This window comes from Streptomyces sp. NPDC025833 (assembly GCF_055558055.1).
Genome location: NZ_JBVHNF010000001.1, coordinates 418,284 through 438,783 on the forward strand (window position 1 = coordinate 418,284; position 20,500 = coordinate 438,783).

The 20,500-nt window shown below is 75.8% G+C and carries 15 protein-coding genes; 4 read left to right on the top strand and 11 right to left on the bottom strand.

From position 1 onward, the window contains the following. The 6 genes from ACZ4K2_RS01810 to ACZ4K2_RS01835 all read right to left on the bottom strand — a co-directional run. Positions 1–274: exo-beta-N-acetylmuramidase NamZ domain-containing protein (locus tag ACZ4K2_RS01810; protein ID WP_467769936.1), on the bottom strand; the 274-nt coding region annotated here is incomplete at its 3' end. 90 nt (positions 275–364) lie between these two features. Beyond that, positions 365–2,737 (bottom strand): glycoside hydrolase family 65 protein, encoded by a 2,373-nt coding sequence (locus ACZ4K2_RS01815; RefSeq protein ID WP_467472824.1) that lies wholly within the window; start codon positions 2,735–2,737, stop codon positions 365–367. Further along, the gene (locus ACZ4K2_RS01820) at positions 2,734–4,824 is read right to left on the bottom strand and encodes a xanthine dehydrogenase family protein molybdopterin-binding subunit (protein WP_467472448.1); all 2,091 of its coding nucleotides are present in this window, start codon (positions 4,822–4,824) and stop codon (positions 2,734–2,736) included. Before ACZ4K2_RS01820 ends, ACZ4K2_RS01815 begins: the two co-directional genes overlap by 4 nt. 29 nt (positions 4,825–4,853) lie before the next feature. After that, on the bottom strand, positions 4,854–5,849 hold the full coding sequence (locus tag ACZ4K2_RS01825; protein WP_467472446.1) for an FAD binding domain-containing protein: 996 nt from the start codon (positions 5,847–5,849) through the stop codon (positions 4,854–4,856). Beyond that, positions 5,846–6,385, bottom strand: a complete 540-nt coding sequence (locus tag ACZ4K2_RS01830) for a (2Fe-2S)-binding protein (RefSeq protein WP_467472444.1) — start codon at positions 6,383–6,385, stop codon at positions 5,846–5,848. Before ACZ4K2_RS01830 ends, ACZ4K2_RS01825 begins: the two co-directional genes overlap by 4 nt. A gap of 114 nt (positions 6,386–6,499) precedes the next feature. Next, positions 6,500–8,410 (bottom strand): ABC transporter ATP-binding protein, encoded by a 1,911-nt coding sequence (locus ACZ4K2_RS01835; protein WP_467472441.1) that lies wholly within the window; start codon positions 8,408–8,410, stop codon positions 6,500–6,502. Between the two features lie 165 nt (positions 8,411–8,575). On the opposite strand from ACZ4K2_RS01835, the gene ACZ4K2_RS01840 reads away from it, so the two are divergent. After that, a complete protein-coding gene (locus ACZ4K2_RS01840; protein WP_467472438.1) occupies positions 8,576–9,550 on the top strand; it encodes a lysylphosphatidylglycerol synthase transmembrane domain-containing protein in 975 nt (324 codons plus the stop codon). Between the two features lie 271 nt (positions 9,551–9,821). On the opposite strand, the gene ACZ4K2_RS01845 is transcribed toward ACZ4K2_RS01840, so the two are convergent. From ACZ4K2_RS01845 to ACZ4K2_RS01855, 3 genes are read right to left on the bottom strand one after another with little or no spacing between them, the layout of a single operon-like run. Further along, positions 9,822–11,066: an NAD(P)/FAD-dependent oxidoreductase gene (locus ACZ4K2_RS01845; protein WP_467472436.1), complete on the bottom strand. Its 1,245-nt coding sequence runs from the start codon at positions 11,064–11,066 to the stop codon at positions 9,822–9,824. After that, the gene (locus ACZ4K2_RS01850) at positions 11,063–12,466 is read right to left on the bottom strand and encodes an FAD-dependent oxidoreductase (RefSeq protein WP_467472434.1); all 1,404 of its coding nucleotides are present in this window, start codon (positions 12,464–12,466) and stop codon (positions 11,063–11,065) included. Before ACZ4K2_RS01850 ends, ACZ4K2_RS01845 begins: the two co-directional genes overlap by 4 nt. Continuing rightward, complete coding sequence (locus tag ACZ4K2_RS01855; RefSeq protein ID WP_467472432.1) at positions 12,463–13,893, bottom strand: FGGY family carbohydrate kinase; 1,431 nt, start codon at positions 13,891–13,893, stop codon at positions 12,463–12,465. The genes ACZ4K2_RS01850 and ACZ4K2_RS01855 overlap by 4 nt, the downstream gene beginning before the upstream one ends. A gap of 253 nt (positions 13,894–14,146) precedes the next feature. On the opposite strand from ACZ4K2_RS01855, the gene ACZ4K2_RS01860 reads away from it, so the two are divergent. The 3 genes from ACZ4K2_RS01860 to ACZ4K2_RS01870 all read left to right on the top strand — a co-directional run bounded on the left by ACZ4K2_RS01860 (position 14,147) and on the right by ACZ4K2_RS01870 (position 18,188). Beyond that, the gene (locus ACZ4K2_RS01860) at positions 14,147–15,133 is read left to right on the top strand and encodes a hypothetical protein (protein WP_467472429.1); all 987 of its coding nucleotides are present in this window, start codon (positions 14,147–14,149) and stop codon (positions 15,131–15,133) included. Between the two features lie 242 nt (positions 15,134–15,375). After that, positions 15,376–16,914: an amino acid permease gene (locus ACZ4K2_RS01865; protein ID WP_467472428.1), complete on the top strand. Its 1,539-nt coding sequence runs from the start codon at positions 15,376–15,378 to the stop codon at positions 16,912–16,914. A 188-nt stretch (positions 16,915–17,102) separates the two neighbouring features. Then, the gene (locus ACZ4K2_RS01870; protein WP_467472426.1) at positions 17,103–18,188 is read left to right on the top strand and encodes a mechanosensitive ion channel family protein; all 1,086 of its coding nucleotides are present in this window, start codon (positions 17,103–17,105) and stop codon (positions 18,186–18,188) included. Positions 18,189–18,303: 115 nt separating this feature from the next. Here the strand turns inward: ACZ4K2_RS01870 and ACZ4K2_RS01875 are convergent, their stop codons facing one another. Both ACZ4K2_RS01875 and ACZ4K2_RS01880 read right to left on the bottom strand, forming a co-directional pair. After that, positions 18,304–19,062 (bottom strand): SDR family NAD(P)-dependent oxidoreductase, encoded by a 759-nt coding sequence (locus tag ACZ4K2_RS01875; protein ID WP_467472425.1) that lies wholly within the window; start codon positions 19,060–19,062, stop codon positions 18,304–18,306. 25 nt (positions 19,063–19,087) lie between these two features. Continuing rightward, the gene (locus tag ACZ4K2_RS01880; protein ID WP_467472423.1) at positions 19,088–20,434 is read right to left on the bottom strand and encodes an MFS transporter; all 1,347 of its coding nucleotides are present in this window, start codon (positions 20,432–20,434) and stop codon (positions 19,088–19,090) included. Positions 20,435–20,500: the final 66 nt, after the last annotated feature.

Genomic DNA, 20,500 nt, shown 5'->3' on the forward strand with positions numbered 1-20,500 from the left:
CGGAGCGCCGGAAGGCGTCGCGGACCGGAAGTCCGGTGGCGGGGCCGGTGCGGGCGCTCTCGCTCCCGCCGGCCTGCGCGGTGCCGTGCAGCCCGTGCTCGGGGCCGAACAGGGCGCCCGGCCGCGCACCGGACGCCGGGAGCGCGGGCGCGGCCGGGCGCAGGCCGGGCAGGACCCCGGTGTGGTCGGTCACCGGGCCGGGTCGGGCGAGCCGGGGCGACGCGTGCGGCCGCGCGGTCCCGGGCGACACCGCGGCGCGGCCGTGCGTGCTCATCCTCTGCCCCCGTCTGCCGGACACCTCTCAAAACGGTGGCTGGAAATCTACTGGTACGTCGGGGAATGTCGAACCGGACGCGCCCGGACCTCAGTCGGGCGGCACCAGCCGGACCGTCTCCCCCGGCCCCACGGGCACCGCCCGGTCGCGTACGCGGATGTCGATGGGGGCGCGGTCGGACTCCGGTACGGCGATCTCCAGCAGGTCGCTGCGCAGCCGCAGCCGGACACCCCAGTGGCCGTGGTAGCGGATGGTGAAGCCGTAGGAGGACAGTTCGGGCAGCGGCACGGGGTCCAGGCAGAGGGCGCCGCCGCCGGTCTCCAGGCCGGTCAGGCCGCGCTGGACGAGGTCGAGGGTGCCGGCCATCGCGCCGAGGTGGACGCCCTCCCCGGTGGTGCCGCCCTGGAGGTCGGCGATGTCGCCGCGCAGCGCCTCCTGCACGAAGCCCCAGGCGCCGGAGCGGCGGGCGCGGGCCAGGACCCAGCCGTGGACCAGGCCGCTCAGGGTGGAGCCGTGGCTCGTGCGGTGCAGGTAGTGGTCGACGGTCGCGGACCAGGTGTGCTCGTCCAGCGGGTGGCCCAGCCGCCGGAACAGGGAACGGAGTTCGAGGGGGGAGAAGAGGTAGCCGAGCATCAGGACGTCGGCCTGCTTGGACGCCTTGTACCGGTTGACGGTGTCGCCCTCGGCCTCCAGGATCCGGTCGAGGCGCCGGATGTCGTCGTATCGTTCGCGGTAGCCCTCCCAGTCCAGCTCGGCCAGGTCGCCGTAGCCGTCGAACTGGCTGATCACCCCGTCGTGGAAGGGGATGTGCAGCCCCCGGGAGACCTCCTCCCAGCGGTCGGTCTCGGTCTCGGCCGGTCCGCCGTGCCCGGTGAGTTCGCGGCGGCGCGGCTCGGGCAGTCCGGCGAGCAGTTCCAGGGCGCGGGTGAGCACCCAGGCGGCGGTGACGTTGGTGTACGCGTTGTCGTCCAGGCCCGGGCGGTCGGCGCCGGGGTAGGCGTCGTGGTACTCGTCGGGGCCGACCACGCCCCGGATGCGGTACCGGCCGAGGTGGTCGTCCCAGGTCGCGGAGTCGGCCCAGAAGCGGGCGACCTCCAGGAGCATCTCGGCGCCCTCGCCGTGCCGGAACTCGGCGTCGCCGGTGGCCTCGCAGTACTGCCAGACGTTGTATGCCACGGCCGAGCCGACGTGGTGCTGGAGCCGGGTGTGGTCGGGCAGCCAGCGGCCGGAGCGCGGGTTGAGGTGCAGTCGCTGGGTCTCCTCGCGGCCGTCGCTGCCGCTCTGCCAGGGGTAGAGCGCGCCGCGCCTGCCGAGGTCGCGGGCCGCCTGGCAGGCGGCGCCGAGCCGCCGGTGCCGGTAGCGCAGCAGGGCCCGGGACACCTCGGGCAGGTGCAGGTTGAGGTAGGGCAGGACGAAGAGCTCGTCCCAGAAGACGTGGCCCCGGTAGGCCTCGCCGTGCAGTCCGCGGGCGGGCACGCCGACGTCCAGGTCGGCGGTGTGCGGCGAAAGGGTCTGCAGTACGTGGAACAGGTGCAGGCGCAGGATGTCGCCGGCCTCGCCGGGCACGTCGAGTTCGGTGCGCCCCCACAGCAGTTCCCAGGCCTCGCGGTGGGTGCGCGCCAGTTCGTGGAACCCGGGTGCGGCGGCGACCCGGTCGGCGGCCGCGCACAGCGGGTCGCTGATGGCCGGGTCGTGGGAGGTGTGCAGGGCGACGGTCTTGTCGACGGTGGCGGTCCGTCCGGGCGGCATCCGCAGCCGCAGCCGCTGTACGGCGCGGTGGGCCTCGTTCGTGTGGGTGACGGGTGCCTCGGTGGTCAGCCGGCAGGCCAGCCCGACGCGGATGTCGGAGGTGCGGGTGCGGCAGCGCAGCCAGACCGTGCCGGGCGCGCGGGTGCCGGCGTGGACGTGGGTGAGGTGCCGGCCGTCCAGCTCCCGGTAGCGGGCCACGCCGGCGTTGGTGACGCTGCCGTCCAGCGCGGCCTCCACGTCCAGGTCGACCGGCTCCCCGGTGACGGTGAACTCGGTGCGCAGGGCGGCGAGGTGGGGATCGCCGAGGTGGACCAGGCGCAGTTGCCGGACGAGGAGCGTGCCGGCGTCGAGCGCGTAGCGGGTGCGGCGCTCCAGCAGGCCGGGGCCGAGGTGGAGGACCTGGTGGTGTTCGAGGACGGCGGCGGTGTCCGGGGTGAGCCAGTTGCCGCCCGCGGGCCGGTAGCGCAGCGGCAGCCAGTTGGGCAGGTTGACCATCTCCTCGTTCTCGACCCGGCGCCCGGCCACCTCGGAGGTGAGCCGGTTGTAGTGGCCGGCCGCGTAGGTGCCGGGGTAGTGGACCTCGTCCGCGGTGCACTCGGGCAGCGCGCCGCGGGTGGCGAAGTAGCCGTTGCCGAGGGTGCACAGGGACTCCCGCAGGCGTTCCTCCGCGGGCCGGTAGCCGGCGTACTCCCAGGTGGGCCCGGTCACCGTCAGCCTTCGGACAGCAGGCCGGCGAGCACTCGGTCGGGGGTGAGGGGCAGTTCGCGGAAGCGGATGCCGGTGGCGTGGTGCACGGCGTTGCCGAGCGCGGCGGCGGTGCCGACGATGCCGATCTCCCCGATGCCCTTGCTGCCCATGGGGTTGAGGTGGGGGTCTTCCTCGTCGATCCAGTCGGCCTCGATGTCGGGGACGTCGGCGTGGACGGGCACGTGGTAGGAGGCGAGGTCGGCCTCGGGGAAGTCGCCGAACGCCGGGTCCAGGGTGCTGTGTTCGGTGAGGGCCATGCCGAGCCCCATGATCATGGCGCCGGTGAACTGGGAGCGGGCGGTGCGGGCGTTGAGGATCCGGCCGCCGGCGAAGACGCCGAGCAGCCGGCGGACCCGGACCTCGCCGGTGACGGTGTCGACGGCGACCTCGGCGAAGTGCGCGCCGAACGCGTGCCGGGCGTAGGGGCTGTCGGCATCGGCCTGCCCGGTGGTGTCGGCGCGGACGACGGGGCCCTGTTCGGGGTGGGCGGCGAGCCGGGCGCACGCCTCGTGCACGGCCCAGCCCCAGGAGGCGGTGCCGGAGGAGCCCCCGGCGAGCGGGGCCCACGGCAGGTCGCTGTTGCCGACCTCGGTGCGCACCCGGTCCAGGGGGACGCCGAGGGCGTCCGCGGCGATCTGGGCGAGGACGGTACGGGCGCCGGTGCCGATGTCGGCCGCGTCGACCCGGACCACGAAGGTGCCGTCGGGCCGGGCCTCGACGGCGGCGCCGGACGGGGCGACCTGCACGGGGTAGGTGGCGGCGGCGACTCCGGTGCCCAGGAGCAGCGGGCCCTCGCGCCGCGTCCCGGGGCGCGGGTCGCGGCCGGCCCAGCCGAAGCGGCGGGCGCCCTCGCGCAGGCACGCCACCACGTTCCGGCTGCTGAACGGCTTGCCGCTGCCGGGTTCCCGTTCGGGTTCGTTGCGCAGGCGCAGTTCCACGGGGTCCGTGCCGAGCGCGTCGGCGAGTTCGTCCACGGCGGACTCCAGGGCGTACATGCCGGACGCCTCGCCGGGGGCCCGCATCCAGGACGGGGTGGGCACGTCCAGCGGCACCACCTGGTGGGAGCTGCGCAGGTCCGGGGTGGCGTACATGACCCGGGAGACCACCGCTGCCTGCTCCACGAACTCCTTCACCCGGGAGGTCTGGGTGGTCACCTCGTGCAGCAGGGCGGTGAGCCGGCCGTCCGGGCGGGCGCCGAGCCGCAGCCGCTGCACGGTGGGGGCGCGGTGGCCGACCGTGGTGGGCAGGTCGCGGCGGGGCCAGGCCAGGGTGACGGGCCGGCCGGTGCGCCGGGCGGCGAGTGCGGCGAGCACGACGTCGGGGCGCGGGGTGCCCTTGGAGCCGAAGCCGCCGCCGACGTGCTCGGTGACGACGGTGACCTGCTCCTCGGGCACCCCGAAGAGCCCGGCCAGGGTGGACCGCACGGTCGTGCCGCCCTGGCTGGAGGTGTAGACGGTGAGCCGGTCCCCGTCCCAGTGCGCCGTGCTGGCGTGCGGCTCCATGGGGTGGTTGTGCAGCGGCGGGGTGCGGTAGGTGACGTCGACGCGGACGTCGGCCCGCTCGAAGGCGGCCTCGGGGTCGCCGTGCTCGACGCGGCCGGGGCCGCCGGCGACCTCGTCCGGCGCGTGGGCGTCCGGGTGGCCCTCGACGAGGCGGAGGTCGTGGGGTGCGGTGGCGTAGCCGACCCGGACGGCCCGGGCGGCGGCGCGGGCCTGTTCGGGCGTGGTGGCGACGGCCAGGGCGACGCACCAGCCCCGGTGCGGCACGTCCGGGTCGCGGAGGACGGCGAGCATGGCGTCCTCGGGTGCGGTGAGTCCGGCCGCGTCCCCGGGGGTGAGGACGGCGAGGACGCCGGGCAGGGCGAGGGCGGCCGAGGTGTCGACGCCGGTGACCCGGCCGTGCGTCACCGCGGCCGGCACGGGCCAGGCGTGGACGCGGCCGGGCGGGGCGTACTCGGCCGCGTAGCGGGCGGTGCCGGTGGTCTTCTGGCGTCCTTCCCGGCGCTCGGCGGGGGCGCCCAGGGCGGTGCCGGTCGTGCCGGTCGTGCCGGTCATGGGGGGCCTTCCTGTGCGGGCTGTGCGGGCTAGGCCGCCGCGGGTGCCGGGGCGAGACGGTTCAGGACGTCCAGGGCGAGGTTGCGGGCGAGGGGCACCTTGAAGGCGTTGTCCCGCAGCGGCTCGGCGTGGGCGAGTTCGAGTGCCACGGCCCCTTCGAAGGCGGCGGGGGTGGCGGGGGCGCCCAGCAGGGCCAGCTCGGTGTGCCGGGCCCGCCAGGGGCGGTGGGCGAGCCCGCCGAAGGCGACGCCCACCTGGTCGACGATCCCGTCGGTGACCCGCAGGGCGACGGCGACGGAGGCGAGGGCGAAGGCGTACGACGCCCGGTCGCGGGCCTTGCGGTAGGCGGAGGGGACACCGGCCGTGGCGGCCGGGAGCAGCACGCCGGTGACGAGTTCGCCGGGGCGGATCCAGGTGTCCCGTTCGGGGTGCTCGCCGGGCAGGCGGTGGAAGTCGGCGGCCGGCAGGCGCCGGGCGCCGTCGGGGCCGTACAGCTCCACCTGGGCGTCGAGGGCGGCGAGGGCGACGGCCATGTCGGAGGGGTGGGTGGCGATGCACTGCTCGGAGTGGCCGAGGACCGCGTGGTCGCGGTGGACGCCGTCGCGGGCGCCGCAGCCGCTGCCCGGCTCCCGTTTGTTGCAGGGTTTGCCCAGGTCCTGGAAGTAGGGGCAGCGGGTGCGCTGGAGCAGGTTGCCCCCGGTGGTGGCGGCGTTGCGGAGCTGCGCGGAGGCGCCCGCGAGGAGTGCCTGGGACAGGGCCGGGTAGCGGTCGCGGACGCGCGGGTCGGCGGCGAGGTCGCTGTTGCGGACGGTGGCGCCGACGCGCAGGGAGCCGTCGGCCAGCTCCTCGACGGTGTCCAGCGGCAGCCGTCCCACGTCGATGAGGGTGTCGGGCCGCTCCACGCCGAGTTTCAGCAGGTCGACGAGGTTGGTGCCGCCTGCCAGGTAGCGGGCGCCGGGCCGGGCGGCGTACGCCTCGACGGCCTCCTCGACACCACCGGGCCTGAGGTATCCGAAGCCGTTCACTCGATCACGTCCTCGATCGCCTCGACGATGCGGGGGTAGGCGCCGCAGCGGCACAGGTTGCCGCTCATCCGTTCGCGGATCTCGGTCCGGTCCAGCGGGACGGGTCCGCCGGAGGGAGCCGCCGGGCCGGTGACGTGGGAGGGGTGGCCGGCCGCGGCCTCGGCGAGCATGCCCACGGCCGAGCAGAGCTGCCCGGGGGTGCAGTAGCCGCACTGGAAGGCGTCGCGGTCCTGGAAGGCCCGCTGGAGCGGGTGCGGTTCCTCGCCGTCGCCGCCGAGGCCCTCGACGGTGGTGATGTCGCTGCCGTCGAGGGTGACCGCGAGCAGCAGACAGCCGTTCAGGCGGCGCCCGTCGACCAGTACGGTGCAGGCGCCGCACTGGCCGTGGTCGCAGCCCTTCTTGGAGCCGGTGAGGTCCAGGTCCTCACGGAGCACGTCGAGCAGGACGCGCCGGTGGTCGACGCGCAGGGTGTGGGGTTTGCCGTTGACCCGGAGGGTGACCTCGGAGTCGTGGCCGGGCTGGGATGCGCTGGTCATGGCCGGGATGACCTTCCGGAGAGGGGTCTGCCGCCCACACCGCGTATCCAGGAGACGCCCGGCTCACACCTCCGGCGGCCGTCCCGCGGCTCGGGCGGCCGGCGCGGGCGGCTCTCACCCCGCCGCCGGGACCGCGGCCTCCGCCGCCACCGGTGCCGCGTCCCCGCGGCCGGCGAACTGGGTCCGGTGCAGTTCGGCGTACCGGCCGGCCGCCGCCAGGAGCTCCTCGTGGGTGCCGCGCTCCACGATCCGGCCGGACTCCACGACCAGGATCTGGTCGGCGGCCCGGACCGTGGACAGCCGGTGGGCGATGACCACGGCGGTGCGGCCCTCCAGGGCCTCGGTGAGCGCCTCCTGGACGGCGGCCTCGGAAGTGTTGTCCAGGTGGGCGGTGGCCTCGTCCAGGATGACCACGCGCTGGCGGGCCAGCAGCAGCCGGGCGATGGTCATGCGCTGGCGTTCGCCGCCGGAAAGCCGGTAGCCGCGCTCGCCGACGACCGTGTCCAGGCCGTCGGGCAGGGACCGCACCACGTCGGCGAGGCGGGCGCGGCCGAGCACGTCCCAGAGCTCGTCGTCACCGGCGCCGGGGCGGGCCAGCAGCAGGTTGGCGCGGACGGTGTCGTGGAACAGGTGGCCGTCCTGGGTGACCATGCCGAGGGTCGCCCGCAGCGAGGCGGCGGTCAGGTCCCGCACGTCGGTCCCGCCGATGCGGACCGCGCCCGCGTCGACGTCGTACAGGCGCGGCAGGAGCTGGGCGATGGTCGACTTGCCGGCGCCGGAGGAGCCGACCAGGGCGACGGTCCGGCCGGCTTCGGCGCGGAAGGAGATGCCGTGCAGGACCTCGGCGCCGCCGCGCGTGTCGAGGGCGGCGACCTCCTCCAGGGAGGCGAGGGAGACCTGGTCGGCGGCCGGATAGGCGAAGCGGACGTCGTCGAACTCGACGGCGACCGGGCCCTCGGGGACCTCGCGGGCGTCCGGCTTCTCCTCGATCAGCGGCCGCAGGTCGAGCACCTCGAAGACCCGCTCGAAGCTGACCAGCGCGCTCATCACCTCGACCCGGGCCCCGGCGAGCGAGGTCAGCGGGGCGTACAGGCGGGTCAGCAGCAGGGCGAGGGCGACCACCGCGCCGGGCTCCAGGGTGCCGCGCAGCGCGAACCAGCCGCCGAGTCCGTAGACGAGGGCCAGGGCGAGGGCGGAGACCAGGGTGAGGGCGGTGATGAAGACGGACTGGGCGGTCGCGGTGCGCACCCCGATGTCCCGGACCAGGGCGGCGCGGGCCGCGAACTCCGCCGACTCCTCCTCCGGGCGGCCGAAGAGCTTGACCAGGGTGGCGCCGGGGGCGGAGAACCGCTCGGTCATCCGGGTCCCCATGGCCGCGTTCAGCGCCGCCGCCTCCCGCTGCATGCGGGCCATCCGGCTCCCCATGCGGCGGGCGGGCAGCACGAACACCGGCAGCAGCAACAGCGCGAGCAGGGTGATCTGCCAGGACAGCGTGAGCATCACCGCGAGCGTGAGCACCAGGGTCACCAGGTTGCTGACCACTCCGGAGAGCGTGTTGGCGAAGGCCCGCTGGGCGCCGATCACGTCGTTGTTGAGCCGGCTGACCAGCGCGCCCGTGCGGGTACGGGTGAAGAACGCGACCGGCATGCGCTGCACGTGATCGAACACGGCCGTTCTGAGGTCGAGGATGAGTCCCTCCCCGAGCGTCGCCGACAGGCGCCGGCCGAGGATGCCGAGCCCCGCCTCCGCGAGCGCCACGAGCGCGATCAGCAGGGAGAGCCGCACCACGGTCCCGGAGTCGTGCCCGGCCACGATCGCGTCGACGACGCGGCCGGCGAGCACCGGGGTCGCGACGGCGAGCAGTGCGGTCACCACCCCCAGCAGGACGAAGCGGACGATGCCCGCGCGGTGCGGGCGGGCGAAGGCGGCGATGCGGCGCAGTGTGGCGCGGGCGAACGGGCGACGCTCGGACTGCGCGGTCATCACGCTGTGCAGTTGCGTCCAGGCGGTGGTCTCCATGCTCATGTCCAAACCGTAGAACCTGAAGCATCGTCGAGGTCAACGTCCGCGGATTTTTCACCCCGGCCCGGTGCCTCGCGGCCGGCCGGGACCCCGGCGACCGCACCCGGTAAGCCGCCGTCCGCGGTCCCGCCATCCGCCGTTGGCACGGTGCCGCGAACCTGTGGCGGTGTGACCGCCGTCCCGCTCCCCCCGCCGCCCCGGGATCGACTCCCCCGCCGCGCGGCCGTCCGCCGGGTGCTGTGCCTGGTGCCGGTCGTGCTCGTCGCCGTGGCCGCCGTCCGGCACCGCTCGATGCTCGCCGAGGGCTTCGGCCAGTTGCGCACCGCCTCCTGGCCGTGGCTGCTCGCCGCGGCCGGCGCCACCTGCCTGACCTGGGTGGCCGCGGCCGTCACCCGGCAGGGCGCGGTGGTGCAGCCGCTGCCGAAGGGCCGGCTGCTGGCCACCCAGTTCGCGGCGGCCTCGGCCAACCACCTGCTGCCCACCGGGCTCGGCGCCGGCGCGGTGAACCTGCGCTTCATGAGCGTGTGCGGGGTGCCGCCGGCCGGTTCCTCGGCGGCACTCGCCCTGTACCTGTTCGCGGAGGGCGTGGGCCGGCTGGGTCTGCTGGCCGTGCTGCTCGTCGCGTTCCCGGACGCGCTGCGGCCCGGGGTCCTGCCGCCGGACGGCCCCGGGCTGCCGCTGCTGCTGGGCGCGGCCGGCCTGCTGGTCGCCCTCGGGGCCGTGCCGGTGCTCGTCCGGCCGCTGCGCGTCCGGGTCTCCGCCTTCCTGCGGGCCGCCCTCGGCGAGGCGCGGTCGGTGCACACGCGGCCGGCCCGCGCCCTGGCGCTGTGGGGTGGCTCGCTGGCCTTCCCCGCGCTCCAGGCGGCCGGGCTCGCCGCGGTCGGCCAGGCCCTGCGGCTGCCGGTGCCGGCCGCCCACACGGCGCTCGCCTACCTGGCGGCGACGGTCGCGGTGGCCCTGGTGCCCACGCCGGGCGGGCTCGGTTCCGTCGAGGCGGCGCTGATCGTGGCGCTGGTCGCGGTGGGCGGCCCGGCGACGGTGGCCACGGCCGTGGTGCTGGCCTACCGGATCATCACGGTGTGGGTGCCGCTGGTGCCGGGGGCGCTGACGCTGGGGGCCCTGCTGCGGCGGAAGGTCATCTGAGGCACGGTGGGGCCGCTCCGCGCGGACCACCACGGGGGCGCTCCTTCTCGGCTGCCGCCCGCAGGGGCGTTCCGGGAGTTCGAGGCGGACGACGGCGCCCGGGCGGCGGTGCCGTGGGTGAGGGCGGCACCTTCCGCGGAGCACGGGCCGGGTGGAGCGGTGGGCAGAGCCCCGGGGCGGGGGCGGGCCCCCGACGTGCGCCCGCAAGGGGCCGGGGCACCCGACGCGGGAGGTGCCGGGCCGGAGGGGGCGGATACGGGGCGTCGGGCCGTCAGGCGGTGGTCACCCTGATCTCCCCGCCCGTGGGGTCGACGTGGTCGTGCCAGCGGGCGGTGAGGGTCAGGGTGCGGTTCGGCAGGGCGGTGCCGGGGCCGAGCCGCTCGCGGTGCAGCAGGCGGCCGTCCTGGCGGACGTACAGGACGGGGTGCGGCAGCGGGGTCGCGGTCCGCAGGACGTACCGGGCGGGCGCGGCGGCCGGGACGACGCGGTTCGGGGCGATCCAGCGCAGCGGCTCCGCGACGGCGACCGCGAGGCCCGGGTCCGGCCAGGGGGCGCCCGCCAGGAAGTCCAGGACCGCGCGGCCCGCCCGGGCGCCCTCGCGGGCCGCGGCGGCCGCGGGCTCGACGGCGTGCAGCAGGTTCCCGGCGGCGAACACCCCGGGGCGGGAGGTGTGCGCCAGGCCGTCGACGGCGGGGCCCCGGGTGCCGGGGTCCATGACGAGGCCGCCGCGGCGGGCCAGTTCGTGGTCGGGCACGAAGTCGCCGGTGAACACCACGGTGTCGCAGGGCAGGACGGCCGTACGGCCGTCCCGGTGCCGGACGCGGACGCCGGACAGCCGTCCGCGGCCCAGCAGTTCGGCGACGGTGGTGCCGGTCAGCAGCGGGATGCCGTGGCGCAGCCGGGCCGCCTGGGCGCGGCCCCGGCCGCTCTGGGCGCGCGGGTGCTCGGTGACCAGGGCGACCACCTCGACGCCGGCCGCGCGCAGGGTGCCCGCGGCCGCGTAGGAGACGTCCTCGGCGCCCACCACGACCGCGCGGGTGCCGATGGTCTGCCCGAACAGGTGGACGGACTGCTGGAGTTCGCCGGTGGTGTAGACGCCGGCCGGCCGGGTGCCGGGCACCAGGCGGGCGGTGCGCGGCCGTTCGCGGGCGCCCGTGGCGAGGACGACCGCCCGTGCCTCGACGGTTTCCGATCCGCCGGGGCCGACGGTGGTGAGGACGGGGCCGGCCGGGGCCCACTCCAGTGCCGTCACCCCGGTGCGGAGCGTGGCGCCGGCCCGCTCGGCGGCTTCGGTGAGCAGGCGGGCGTACCCCGGTCCGGTGAGCGGGCGCGTCCGGGTGCCGAAGCCGCCGTGCGCGCAGTGCCGGGGCACTCCCCCGGGCGCCGCCTCCCGCTCCAGCACCTCCACGCGCCCGGCACCGGCGGCGGCCAGCCGCGCGGCTGCGGCGAGCCCGGCGGGACCGGCGCCGACGACGAGGACGTCGGTCCGGCGCGGCCGCGGGTCCCGGTCCGTCACGTCCGGCCCCCTTCCAGCAGGTCGCGCACCGCGGCCCCGCAGTAGAACCCCTGGCAGCGGCCCGCCCGGGCCCGGGTGCGGCGGCGCAGGCCCTCCAGGGTGCGGGGCGGGACCGTACTGGCGAGTGCGTCGCGGATCTCGCCCAGGGAGACGCGCTCGCAGTGGCAGACGAGGGTGCCGTACGCCGGGTCGGCGGCGACGAGGCCGGGGCGCTGGTGGGGGCGCGGGAAAGCCTCGCCGAGGTTGGGCATGGCGACCGGCTCGGGCTCCCGTACCGGGCCGAGGTCGAGGCCGCTCTCCGCCAGCAGGCCGCTGACGTGGGCGGCGATGGCCAGAGAGGCGGTCAGGCCGGTGGAGCGGATGCCGCCGACGGTGACGTACGCCTGCTCCGGGTGCGCGGTGACGCGGTAGTCCTCGTGCCCGGTCGCCGCGCGCAGGCCGGCGTACACGGCGGTGACCTCCTCGTCGAGCAGGGCGGGCAGGATGCGCCGGCCCTGGTCCCGCAGCGCGGCCAGGGCGCCGGCGGTGGACTCGGTGGCCCGCTTGTCGGGCAGGTCCTCGGCGGTGGGGCCGAGCAGGACGTTGCCGTAGACGGTCGGGGCGACCAGGACGCCCTTGCCGAGGGCGGTCGGCACGGGCAGCAGGATGTGCCGGACGAGGGGACGGGCGAGCTTGTCGTAGACCAGGAGCTGGCCGCGCCGCGGGGTGACGGTGAAGTCGTCGTGGCCGAGCGCGCGGTCGAGGGTGTCGGCGTGCAGTCCGGCCGCGTTGACCAGGTACCGGGTGTGCAGGGTGCCCCGGCCGGTGGTCACCCGGTGGCCGTCGGCCGTCCGCTCCGCGGCCCGCACGTCGGTGTTCAGGTGCAGGTCGGTTCCGGCGCGCACCGCCTCGGTGGCGTAGGCCAGGGTCGTCGTCCAGGGGCAGATGATGCTCTCGCCCGGGACGTGCAGGGCGCCGAGCGCGCCGGGGCCGAGGTGCGGTTCGCGGGCGTACAGTTCGCCGGGGCCCAGCAGGGCGGTGTCGTGCCGGCCGTTGCGCCGGGCCTTCTCGGCGAGCCGGGGCAGCGCGGCGCGTTGCTCCTCGTCCCAGGCGACCAGCAGGGCGCCGGTCCGTTCGACGGGGATGCCGGTCCGGGCGGCGTAGGCGCCGAGCCGCTCGTACCCCTGGCGGACCAGCCGGGCCTCCAGGGTGCCGGGGGCCGCGTCGAACCCGGTGTGCAGGATCGCGGTGTTGGCCTTGGAGGTGCCCTGGCAGACGTCGTCCCCGGCCTCGACGAGGGCGACGCGCAGCCGGGGGTGGCGGGCGAGTTCGCGCCCGATGGCGCAGCCCACCACGCCGGCGCCGACGACCACCACGTCGTACGGTGCCGACGGCAGCGGGCCGCCCTCGGTGACGGTCACCGGCCGAGCAGGGCCGTGACGGCGGCGCGGAAGCCGGCGCGGCGTTCGGCGGCCAGGCCGGCCGGGATGCGGGGCTCGTACACGGCTGCGGGACTCCATTCGGGCAGCGCCGCCTCGACGCTCAGCGCGGGGTCCGCGCCGAGGCGGGCGAGGACGGCGGCGCCGAGCGCGGTGGCGTCGGGCAGCGCGGACACCTCGACCGGGCGTTGCAGCAGGTCGGCCTGGGTCTGCATGAGCAGTGCGGAGCGGGTGAGGCCGCCGTCGACGCGCAGCGTGTCCAGGGGGGTGCCCAGGTCGCCGGCGGCGGCCTCGGCGAGTTCGGCGACCTGGGCGGCGATCCCCTCGCACAGCGCGCGCACCAGGTGCCCGGGGGTGGTGTCGAGGCCGAGTCCGGTGAGGGACCCGCGCAGGTCGCCGCGCCACCAGGGGGCGGCGAGCCCGGCGAGGGCCGGGACGAAGGTGACGCCGCCGCTGTCGGGGACGGTGCCGCCGACCGGGTCGAGGTCGGCGGCGCCGGAGATGACGCCGAGGCCGGTGAGCCAGCGGACGGCGGAGGCGGCCGTGTAGACCTGCCCGTCCAGGCAGTAGCCGGTGCGTCCGGCGAGCCGCCAGGCCACGCAGCTGACCAGGCCGGAGTCGCCGCGGCGGGGGCGGTCGCCGGTGTGCGCGAGCAGGAACGCGCCGGTGCCGTAGGTGCACTTGGCGGTGCCCGGGGCGGTGACGCGCTGGGCCAGCAGGGCGGCCTGCTGGTCGACGGCCAGCCCGGTCAGCGGGATCTCGGGGCCGAACGCCGTGGTGGTGCCGGCCGGCCGGGCGTTGTCGGTGACCTCGGGCAGCCGCTCGCCGGACAGGCCGTACAGGTCCAGGGCGCGCGGGGACCACTCGGCGCGGTCCAGGTCCAGGAGCTGGGTGCGGCCGGCCGTGGCGGCGTCGGTGACCCAGGCGCCGGTGAGCCGGTGCACCAGCCAGGCGTCGGAGGTGGTGACGACGCCTTCGCGGGTGAGGTGGCGGCGGATCCAGGCCATCTTGGGCGCGGCGAAGTACGGGTCGAGGGGCAGCCCGGTCAGCCGACGCAACTCCTCGGCGTGATCACCGAGTTCGGCGCAGACGGACTCGGCCCGCCGGTCCTGCCACACCAGGGCGTCGGTCAGCGGGCGGCCGGTGGCCGGGTCCCAGGCGAGGACGGTCTCGCCCTGGTTGGCGAGGCCGACCGCGGTGACGTCCTCGGCGGCCTCGGCGAGCGCGCGCCGGCCGGCGGCGACCACGGAGCCGTACAGCTCGGCCGGGTCCACCTCGACCCGGCCGCCGGGCAGGTACCGGGGGCCGACCGCGGCGAACCCGGTGCCGATGACGCCGCGCTCGGGACACACGACGAGCGCCTTGGTGCCGGACGTGCCCTGGTCGACGGCGAGCACCGGCCCCGTCATCGCGCGCCCTTCGCTCCGGTCCTGAAGATCACCGCGCCAGCCTGCCGCCGTACGGGTCCGACGTCAAGCTTTTCCGTTTCTTGGTCAACTCCCCTTGCGAGATGGTTGACTTGGCAACAATGGTACGTCGCCACATGCGCCTCTATAGTGACGGGCGACCACACGAACACCGAACGTCACCGCCCAGGGGAGGGCTGTTGCAACGTCACCCCGCCACCTCGCCCGTGAGCCCGCGGCAGGGGGCCGGCGGCTGATGGCCAGAGACGGAGTACGTCCCTCCTACGACCCCGCCGGCCCCGACCAGCCCCTGCGCGCCGCGCTCCAGGACCTGCGCACCGGCCGCTGGATGGCCATGCGCACCCTCCTCGCCGACACCACCCGGTGGGGCCAGTGGACCCAGCGGACACAGGTCCTCGCCACGGCCGCGGCCGGCACCGACGTGGTGCGGGCCTGGCTCTCCGAGGAGCCCGGCAACGTCCACGCCACGGTCATGCACGCCCGGGTCGGGGTGGAGCGGGCGCTGCGGGCGCGCCGCGAACAGCACCGCCGCACCCACGAGTTGTGGATCGAGGCGTGGGACGCCGCCCAGTCGGCCACCGCGGCCGCGCCACGGGACCCCGTGCCCTGGGTGTGCCTGCTCGCGCTGTCCCAGCTCGATCCGGAGCAGCGCTGGGAGGAGCACCGGACCGGACCGCCGGAGCCGCTGCTGCCGCCGGGGCCCTGGGGGCTGCTGGCCGCGGCCGACGAACGCGACCCGTTCAACCGCGAGGCCCACCACCGGATGCTCCAGTTCCTGTACGTGCGCGGCGGCTCGGGCCGGCTCGCGGAGGCCGCCGGGTACGCGCAGTGGGCCGCCGGCCGGGCCCCGGCCGGCTCCGCGCTGCACGTGCTGCCGCTGTACGTCCGCGTGGAGCGCTACCGCCGGGACAGCGGGCACGACGCGGCGCTGGACCTGCACTGGGTGGCCGAGGAGGCGACCCGCGAGGCCCGGCACGCGCTGGGCGCCTGGTTCGAGCGGTCGCTGCCCGCCGAGCGCGCGCTGCCCGACCTCAACCACCTGGCGCACGCCCTGTGGGGCTCCCTGCAGTTCACGGACGCGGCCCGGGTGTTCGACGCGATCGGCCCCTACTTCACGCCCCCGCCCTGGATGTACCGCACCCGGGACCGGGACCGGGCCGTGGAGGTGTTCGTCCAGGCCAGGGACCGCTGCCGGGCCGCCAGGGAGCGCTCCCGGCCCTGACCGGGCCGGACACGCGCGCGGACCCCGGCCCCGGCGCCCGCTCACGCGCACCCCGGCGCCCCGCCCCGCACGCCCGCCCGGCTCCACCGCGTCCCCGTACCACCGCACGTCCTTCGCTCCACCTTCGCTCCGCCTTCGCTTCACCTTCGCTCCACCTCCGCTCCGCCTTCGCTCCGCCCGAACGTCCCCGGCTCCACCCAGGAAAGTCCCATTCGACACTTGTCCGTCCCGGAGGTTCACGCGTGTCCCCCAGCCCCGACCCCTCGTCCGCCCCCTCCCCCGGCCTGCCGCAGCAGGACGAGGAGCAGCGCCTGCGCGAACTCGGCTACCGGCCGGTGCTGGCCCGCCGCATGGGCGGCTTCGGCAACTTCGCCATCAGCTTCTCGGTGATCTCGATCCTGTCCGGCTGCATGACCCTGTACGGCTTCGGCCTCAACACCGGCGGACCCGGCGTGATGCTGTGGGGCTGGGCCGGCGTGGGCCTGTTCGTGCTGTGCGTCGGTCTCGCGCTCGCCGAGGTCACCAGCGCCTACCCGACCTCCGGCGCCCTGTACTACATGGCCGACCGGCTCGGCGGCCGCCGCTGGGGCTGGTACACCGGCTGGCTGAACCTGCTCGGCCTGCTCGGCGCGATCGCCGGCATCGACTACGGCGCGGCCCTGTTCGCCGGCGCCTTCGCCAACCTCCAGTGGGGCTTCGAGCCGACGCCCGGCAAGACCATGCTGATCTTCTGCGCCGTGCTGCTGCTGCACGCGGTGCTGAACCTGTTCGGCGTCCGCCTGGTCAGCCTGCTCAACTCGATCAGCGTGTGGTGGCACCTGGCGGGCGTCGCGCTGATCGTCGGCGCGCTGGCGATCATCCCCGACCACCACCAGTCGCCGTCCTTCGTGTTCACGAAGTTCGTCAACGAGACGGGCTGGGAGAACCCGCTGTACGTGGCGGCGATCGGCCTGCTCCTCGCGCAGTACACCTTCTCCGGGTACGACGCCTCCGCGCACCTGTCCGAGGAGACCTCGCACGCCTCGGTGACCGCCTCGCGCGGCATCGTCCGCGCCATCTGGGTGTCCTGGCTCGCCGGCTTCGTGCTGCTGGCCGGTCTCACCTTCGCCATCCAGGACTACGAGGGCACGCGCACCACGGCCACCGGTGTGCCGCCCGCCCAGATCATGCTCGACGGCCTCGGCACCGACGGCGCCAGCGCGCTGCTCCTGGTGGTCATCGTCGCCCAGTTGTTCTGCGGGAACGCCGAGGTCGCCGCGGCCAGCCGGATGGTGTTCGCGTTCAGCCGGGACGGGGCGCTGCCCGGCTCGCACCTGTGGCGCAAGGTGAGCGCCCGCACCCAGACCCCGGTCCCCGCCGTCTGGCTGTCCGTCGGCGTCGCCTGCGTCCTCGCCCTGCCCTCGCTGTACTCGGCGACCGCGTACCAGGCGGTGACCGCCATCAACGTCATCGGCATCACCCCGGCCTACGCCATCCCCGTCTTCCTGCGGCTGCGCGCGGGCGACCGGTTCCGGCCGGGTCCGTGGCAGCTCGGCCGCTGGAGCAAGCCGATCGGCTGGGTCGCGGTCGTGTGGGTGGCCTGCGTGACGATCCTGTTCTGCCTGCCGCAGGCGTCGCCGGTCACGGTCGAGTCGATGAACTACGCGGTGGTGGCGCTCGCCGCGGTCCTGCTCCTCGCCAGCGTCTGGTGGTACGTCGCCCGCCGCTCGTACGGCACGCCCACCACCGCCGCCTACGGCGACGACCGCGACCAGGCGGATCTCGCGGAGGGCATCGTCTGAGCCCGCGGTCCGGAGCCGCCACCTCCGGTACGGACCGGTGTGCGGGATACGGCAGGATGAACGAGCGCGCCGGTCACCGGAGTTCCTCCGGCCGGCGCGGTCGTACTTTCCGGACATCGAGCAGGTGACAACGTGACGAGACTGAACGACCGGCCTCCCGCCGTGGCTGCGCGCCCCGGGGGTGACCGGTGAACCGCACGCCCACCCTGGACGACTTCGTCCTCGCCGGCATCGCCCTGGCGGCGGGCCTGCTGCTCGCCTTCCTGTCGCGCACCTTGCTGCTCTGGCTCGCCAAGCACGCCAAGCGGACCCGCTGGAGCGGCGACGACGTCATCGTGGACGCGCTGCGCTCGGTCGTCCCCTGGGCGGCGATCGCGGGCGGCGCGGCGGCCGCGGCGGCCGTGCTGCCGCTGCTGCGCGGCGTCCGGCACCAGGTCGACCAGGGGCTCCAGGTCTGGCTGATCGTCGTGGTGACGTTCTCGGCGGCCCGGGTGATCGCCGGCCTGGTGCGGTCGGTCACCCAGTCCCGCTCGGGGGTGGCGGGATCGGCGACCATCTTCGTGAACATCACCCGGGTCCTGGTCCTGGCGATCGGCTTCCTGGTGGTCCTGCAGACCCTCGGGATCTCCATAGCGCCGCTGCTCACCGCCCTGGGCGTCGGCGGTCTGGCCGTCGCCCTGGCGCTCCAGGACACCCTCGCCAACCTGTTCGCGGGCGTCCACATCCTCGCCTCCAAGACCGTGCAGCCGGGCGACTACATCCGGCTCGGCAGCGGTGAGGAGGGCTACGTCGTGGACATCAACTGGCGCCAGACGACCGTGCGCCAGCTCTCCAACAACCTGGTGGTCATCCCCAACGGCCAGCTCGCCAAGGCCAACATGACCAACTACACGCGCCCCGAGCAGAACCTGACCGTGCTGGTGCAGGTGGGCGTGGGCTACGACTCCGACCTGGAGCACGTGGAGCGGGTGACCGCGGAGGTGGTCGCGGAGGTCATGAAGGACGTGGCCGGGGCCGTACCCGAGCACGAACCGGCCATCCGCTTCCACACGTTCGGCGACTCCCGGATCGGTTTCACGGTGATCCTCGGCGTGGGCGAGTTCAGCGACCAGTACCGGATCAAGCACGAGTTCGTCAAGCGCCTGCACCGCCGCTACCGCGCCGAGGGCATCCGCATCCCGGCCCCCAGCCGCACCGTGACCCTCCAGCAGGGCCCGGCGCTGATCCCGCAGCAGCGCAGCGCGGAGAGCATGGGCGAGGGCGTCGGGAGCTGACTCCCGGCCCGCCGACCCCTCCGGGCCCTCCGGTCCCTCCGAGGGGCGGGACGGGCACGCGGCCCGGCCCGCCGTGGCGGAGCGCGCCGCCGGACCACCGGAGTCCGGTGGACCGTCAGGCCGAGGCTCCGCTGTCGATGACCAGGTCGGTGCCGACCACCGCGCCGGCCGCGGGCGAGGCGAGGTAGAGCACCGCGGCCGCCACTTCCTCGGCTTCCGCGACCCGGCCGAGCGGGTTCTCCGACTTCACCCGCTCGGTGCGGTCGGCCTCGGTCTCGCCGGGCCGCAGCGACATGGGGGCGGCGGCCGCGCCGGGGCTGACGGCGTTGATGCGGATGCCCTGGTGGACGTGGTCGAGGGCGGCGGCGCGGGTCAGCGCGGAGACCGCCGCCTTGGAGGTGATGTACGCGGCGGCGTGCGGGATCCTCAGGTGTGCGCCCAGGTTGGAGGAGACGTTGACGATGGCGCCGCCGCCGTTGTCCTTCATGTGCGCGATCTCGTGCTTCATGGCCAGCCAGACGCCGGTGACGTTGGTGCGCAGCACCGCGTCCCAGTCCTCCTCGCTCACCTCGCCGGCGGCCACGGTGCCGCGGAGTATCCCGGCGTTGTTGACCGCGACGTCCAGTCCGCCGTGGCGGGCCACGGTCTCGCGCACCAGGTGCCCGACCTGGCCGGAGTCGGTGACGTCGGCGGTGACGGCGGTGGCCGTGCCGCCGGCGTCCCTGATGAGGGCGGCCGTCTCCTCCAGGGTGGCCGCGGTGCGGCCCGCGGCGACCACGGAGGCGCCCTCGGCGGCGAAGGCGAGCGCGACGGCGCGGCCGAGGCCGGAGCCCGCGCCGGTGACGAGGACGGTCCTGCCGGTGAAGCGGTTCATTCGGGTGGCTCCCTTGGGTGGTGGACTACCGGGTGCGGTGGACGAGGAGGGCCACGGCGGCGCAGGCGACGCCGGTCGCGGCCAGGGGCCGGGCGTCGCCGCCGAGCGTGAGCAGGAACGCGAACAGGACGGTCGGGCCGAGCTCCATCGCGGTGTTCAGCACACCGCCCGCGAGCCCGGCCCGCTGCCGCGGCACGTCTTCGGTGGCGAGTACGGCGGCTCCCGCGAAGGAGGCCGCCGCGCCGGCCGGCAGCAGCACGAGGCCGGGCAGCAGCCCGTACCCGTACGGGACGTGCGCGTCGATGCCGGTGAGCGCGAGGAGGACGAGCCCCACCGCGCCGGTGCCGAGCCCGGCCGCCGTGACGGTCCGGGCCCCGTACCGGGCGGTGAGCGGTCCCGCCGCCCGGCCCGAGGCGAGCAGCGCGACGGCGAACGGGACGAACGCCGCCGAGGTCTGCAACTGCGACCAGTCGCGCGTCTGCTGGAGCCGGAGCGAGAGGACCACGAAGGTCATCCCGGTTCCGCAGGCGGTCAGCGCGATGGCCGCGAGCGCGAGGGCCCGCCGCCGGTGGCGCAGGAAGCCGGGCGGCAACAGCGGGTCCCCGGCGCGGCGTTCGGCGTACCGGAACGCGGCCAGCAGCGCGGTCCCGCCCAGCAGCGGCGCGAGCACGCCGGCCGACGACCAGGGGCGGGCGTCGGTGACGACGAGTCCGTAACTGGCCAGGGTGATCCCGGCGGTGGCGAGCAGGGCACCGGGCAGGTCGAGGCTCCTGCCCCGGCCGGGAGCGGTGTCCGGCAGCAGCCGGGGCGCGAGGGCGAGGGCCGTGAGGGCCGCCACGAGCGGTACGGCGAAGGTCCAGCGCCAGGACAGCAGCGCCGAGATGACACCGGCGAGCAGGTTGCCCGCGGTCGCGCCGAGTACCGAGAGCCCGCCCCAGGTGGCCATCGCCCTGCCGTACGCGGACGGGGAGGGGAAGACGGCGCGCAGCACGGCCATGGCGGCGGGCGCGGTCAGGGCCGCCCCCGCGCCCTGCGCGAAGCGGGCCGCGAGCAGTGCCCCGAAGCCGGGGGCGAACGGGGCGGCGGCCGAGGCGGTGGCGAAGAGGACCAGGCCCGCGGTGAGGGCGCGGCGTCCGCCGCAGCGGTCCGCGAGGCGTCCGCCGAAGAGCAGCAGCCCGGCGAAGGTCAGTCCGTAGGCGGCGCTGAGCAGGATCAGGTCCGCGCGCTCCAGCGCGAGTTCGCGCCCGATGAGGGGCAGCGGTACGGCGAGCGCGGCGAGCGTGAAGATCAGCGCGCTCTGGATGCCGCCGAGGAGGAGGAAGGCCGATCGCTGCCGCGTGGTGGCGGCGCGGGCGGTGTCCGTGGCGGTCATGCCATCCCCCTGATATTTGACCGATCGGTTCATTATTCGGGCGTGCGGAAGGGTGGCCGGCGGTTC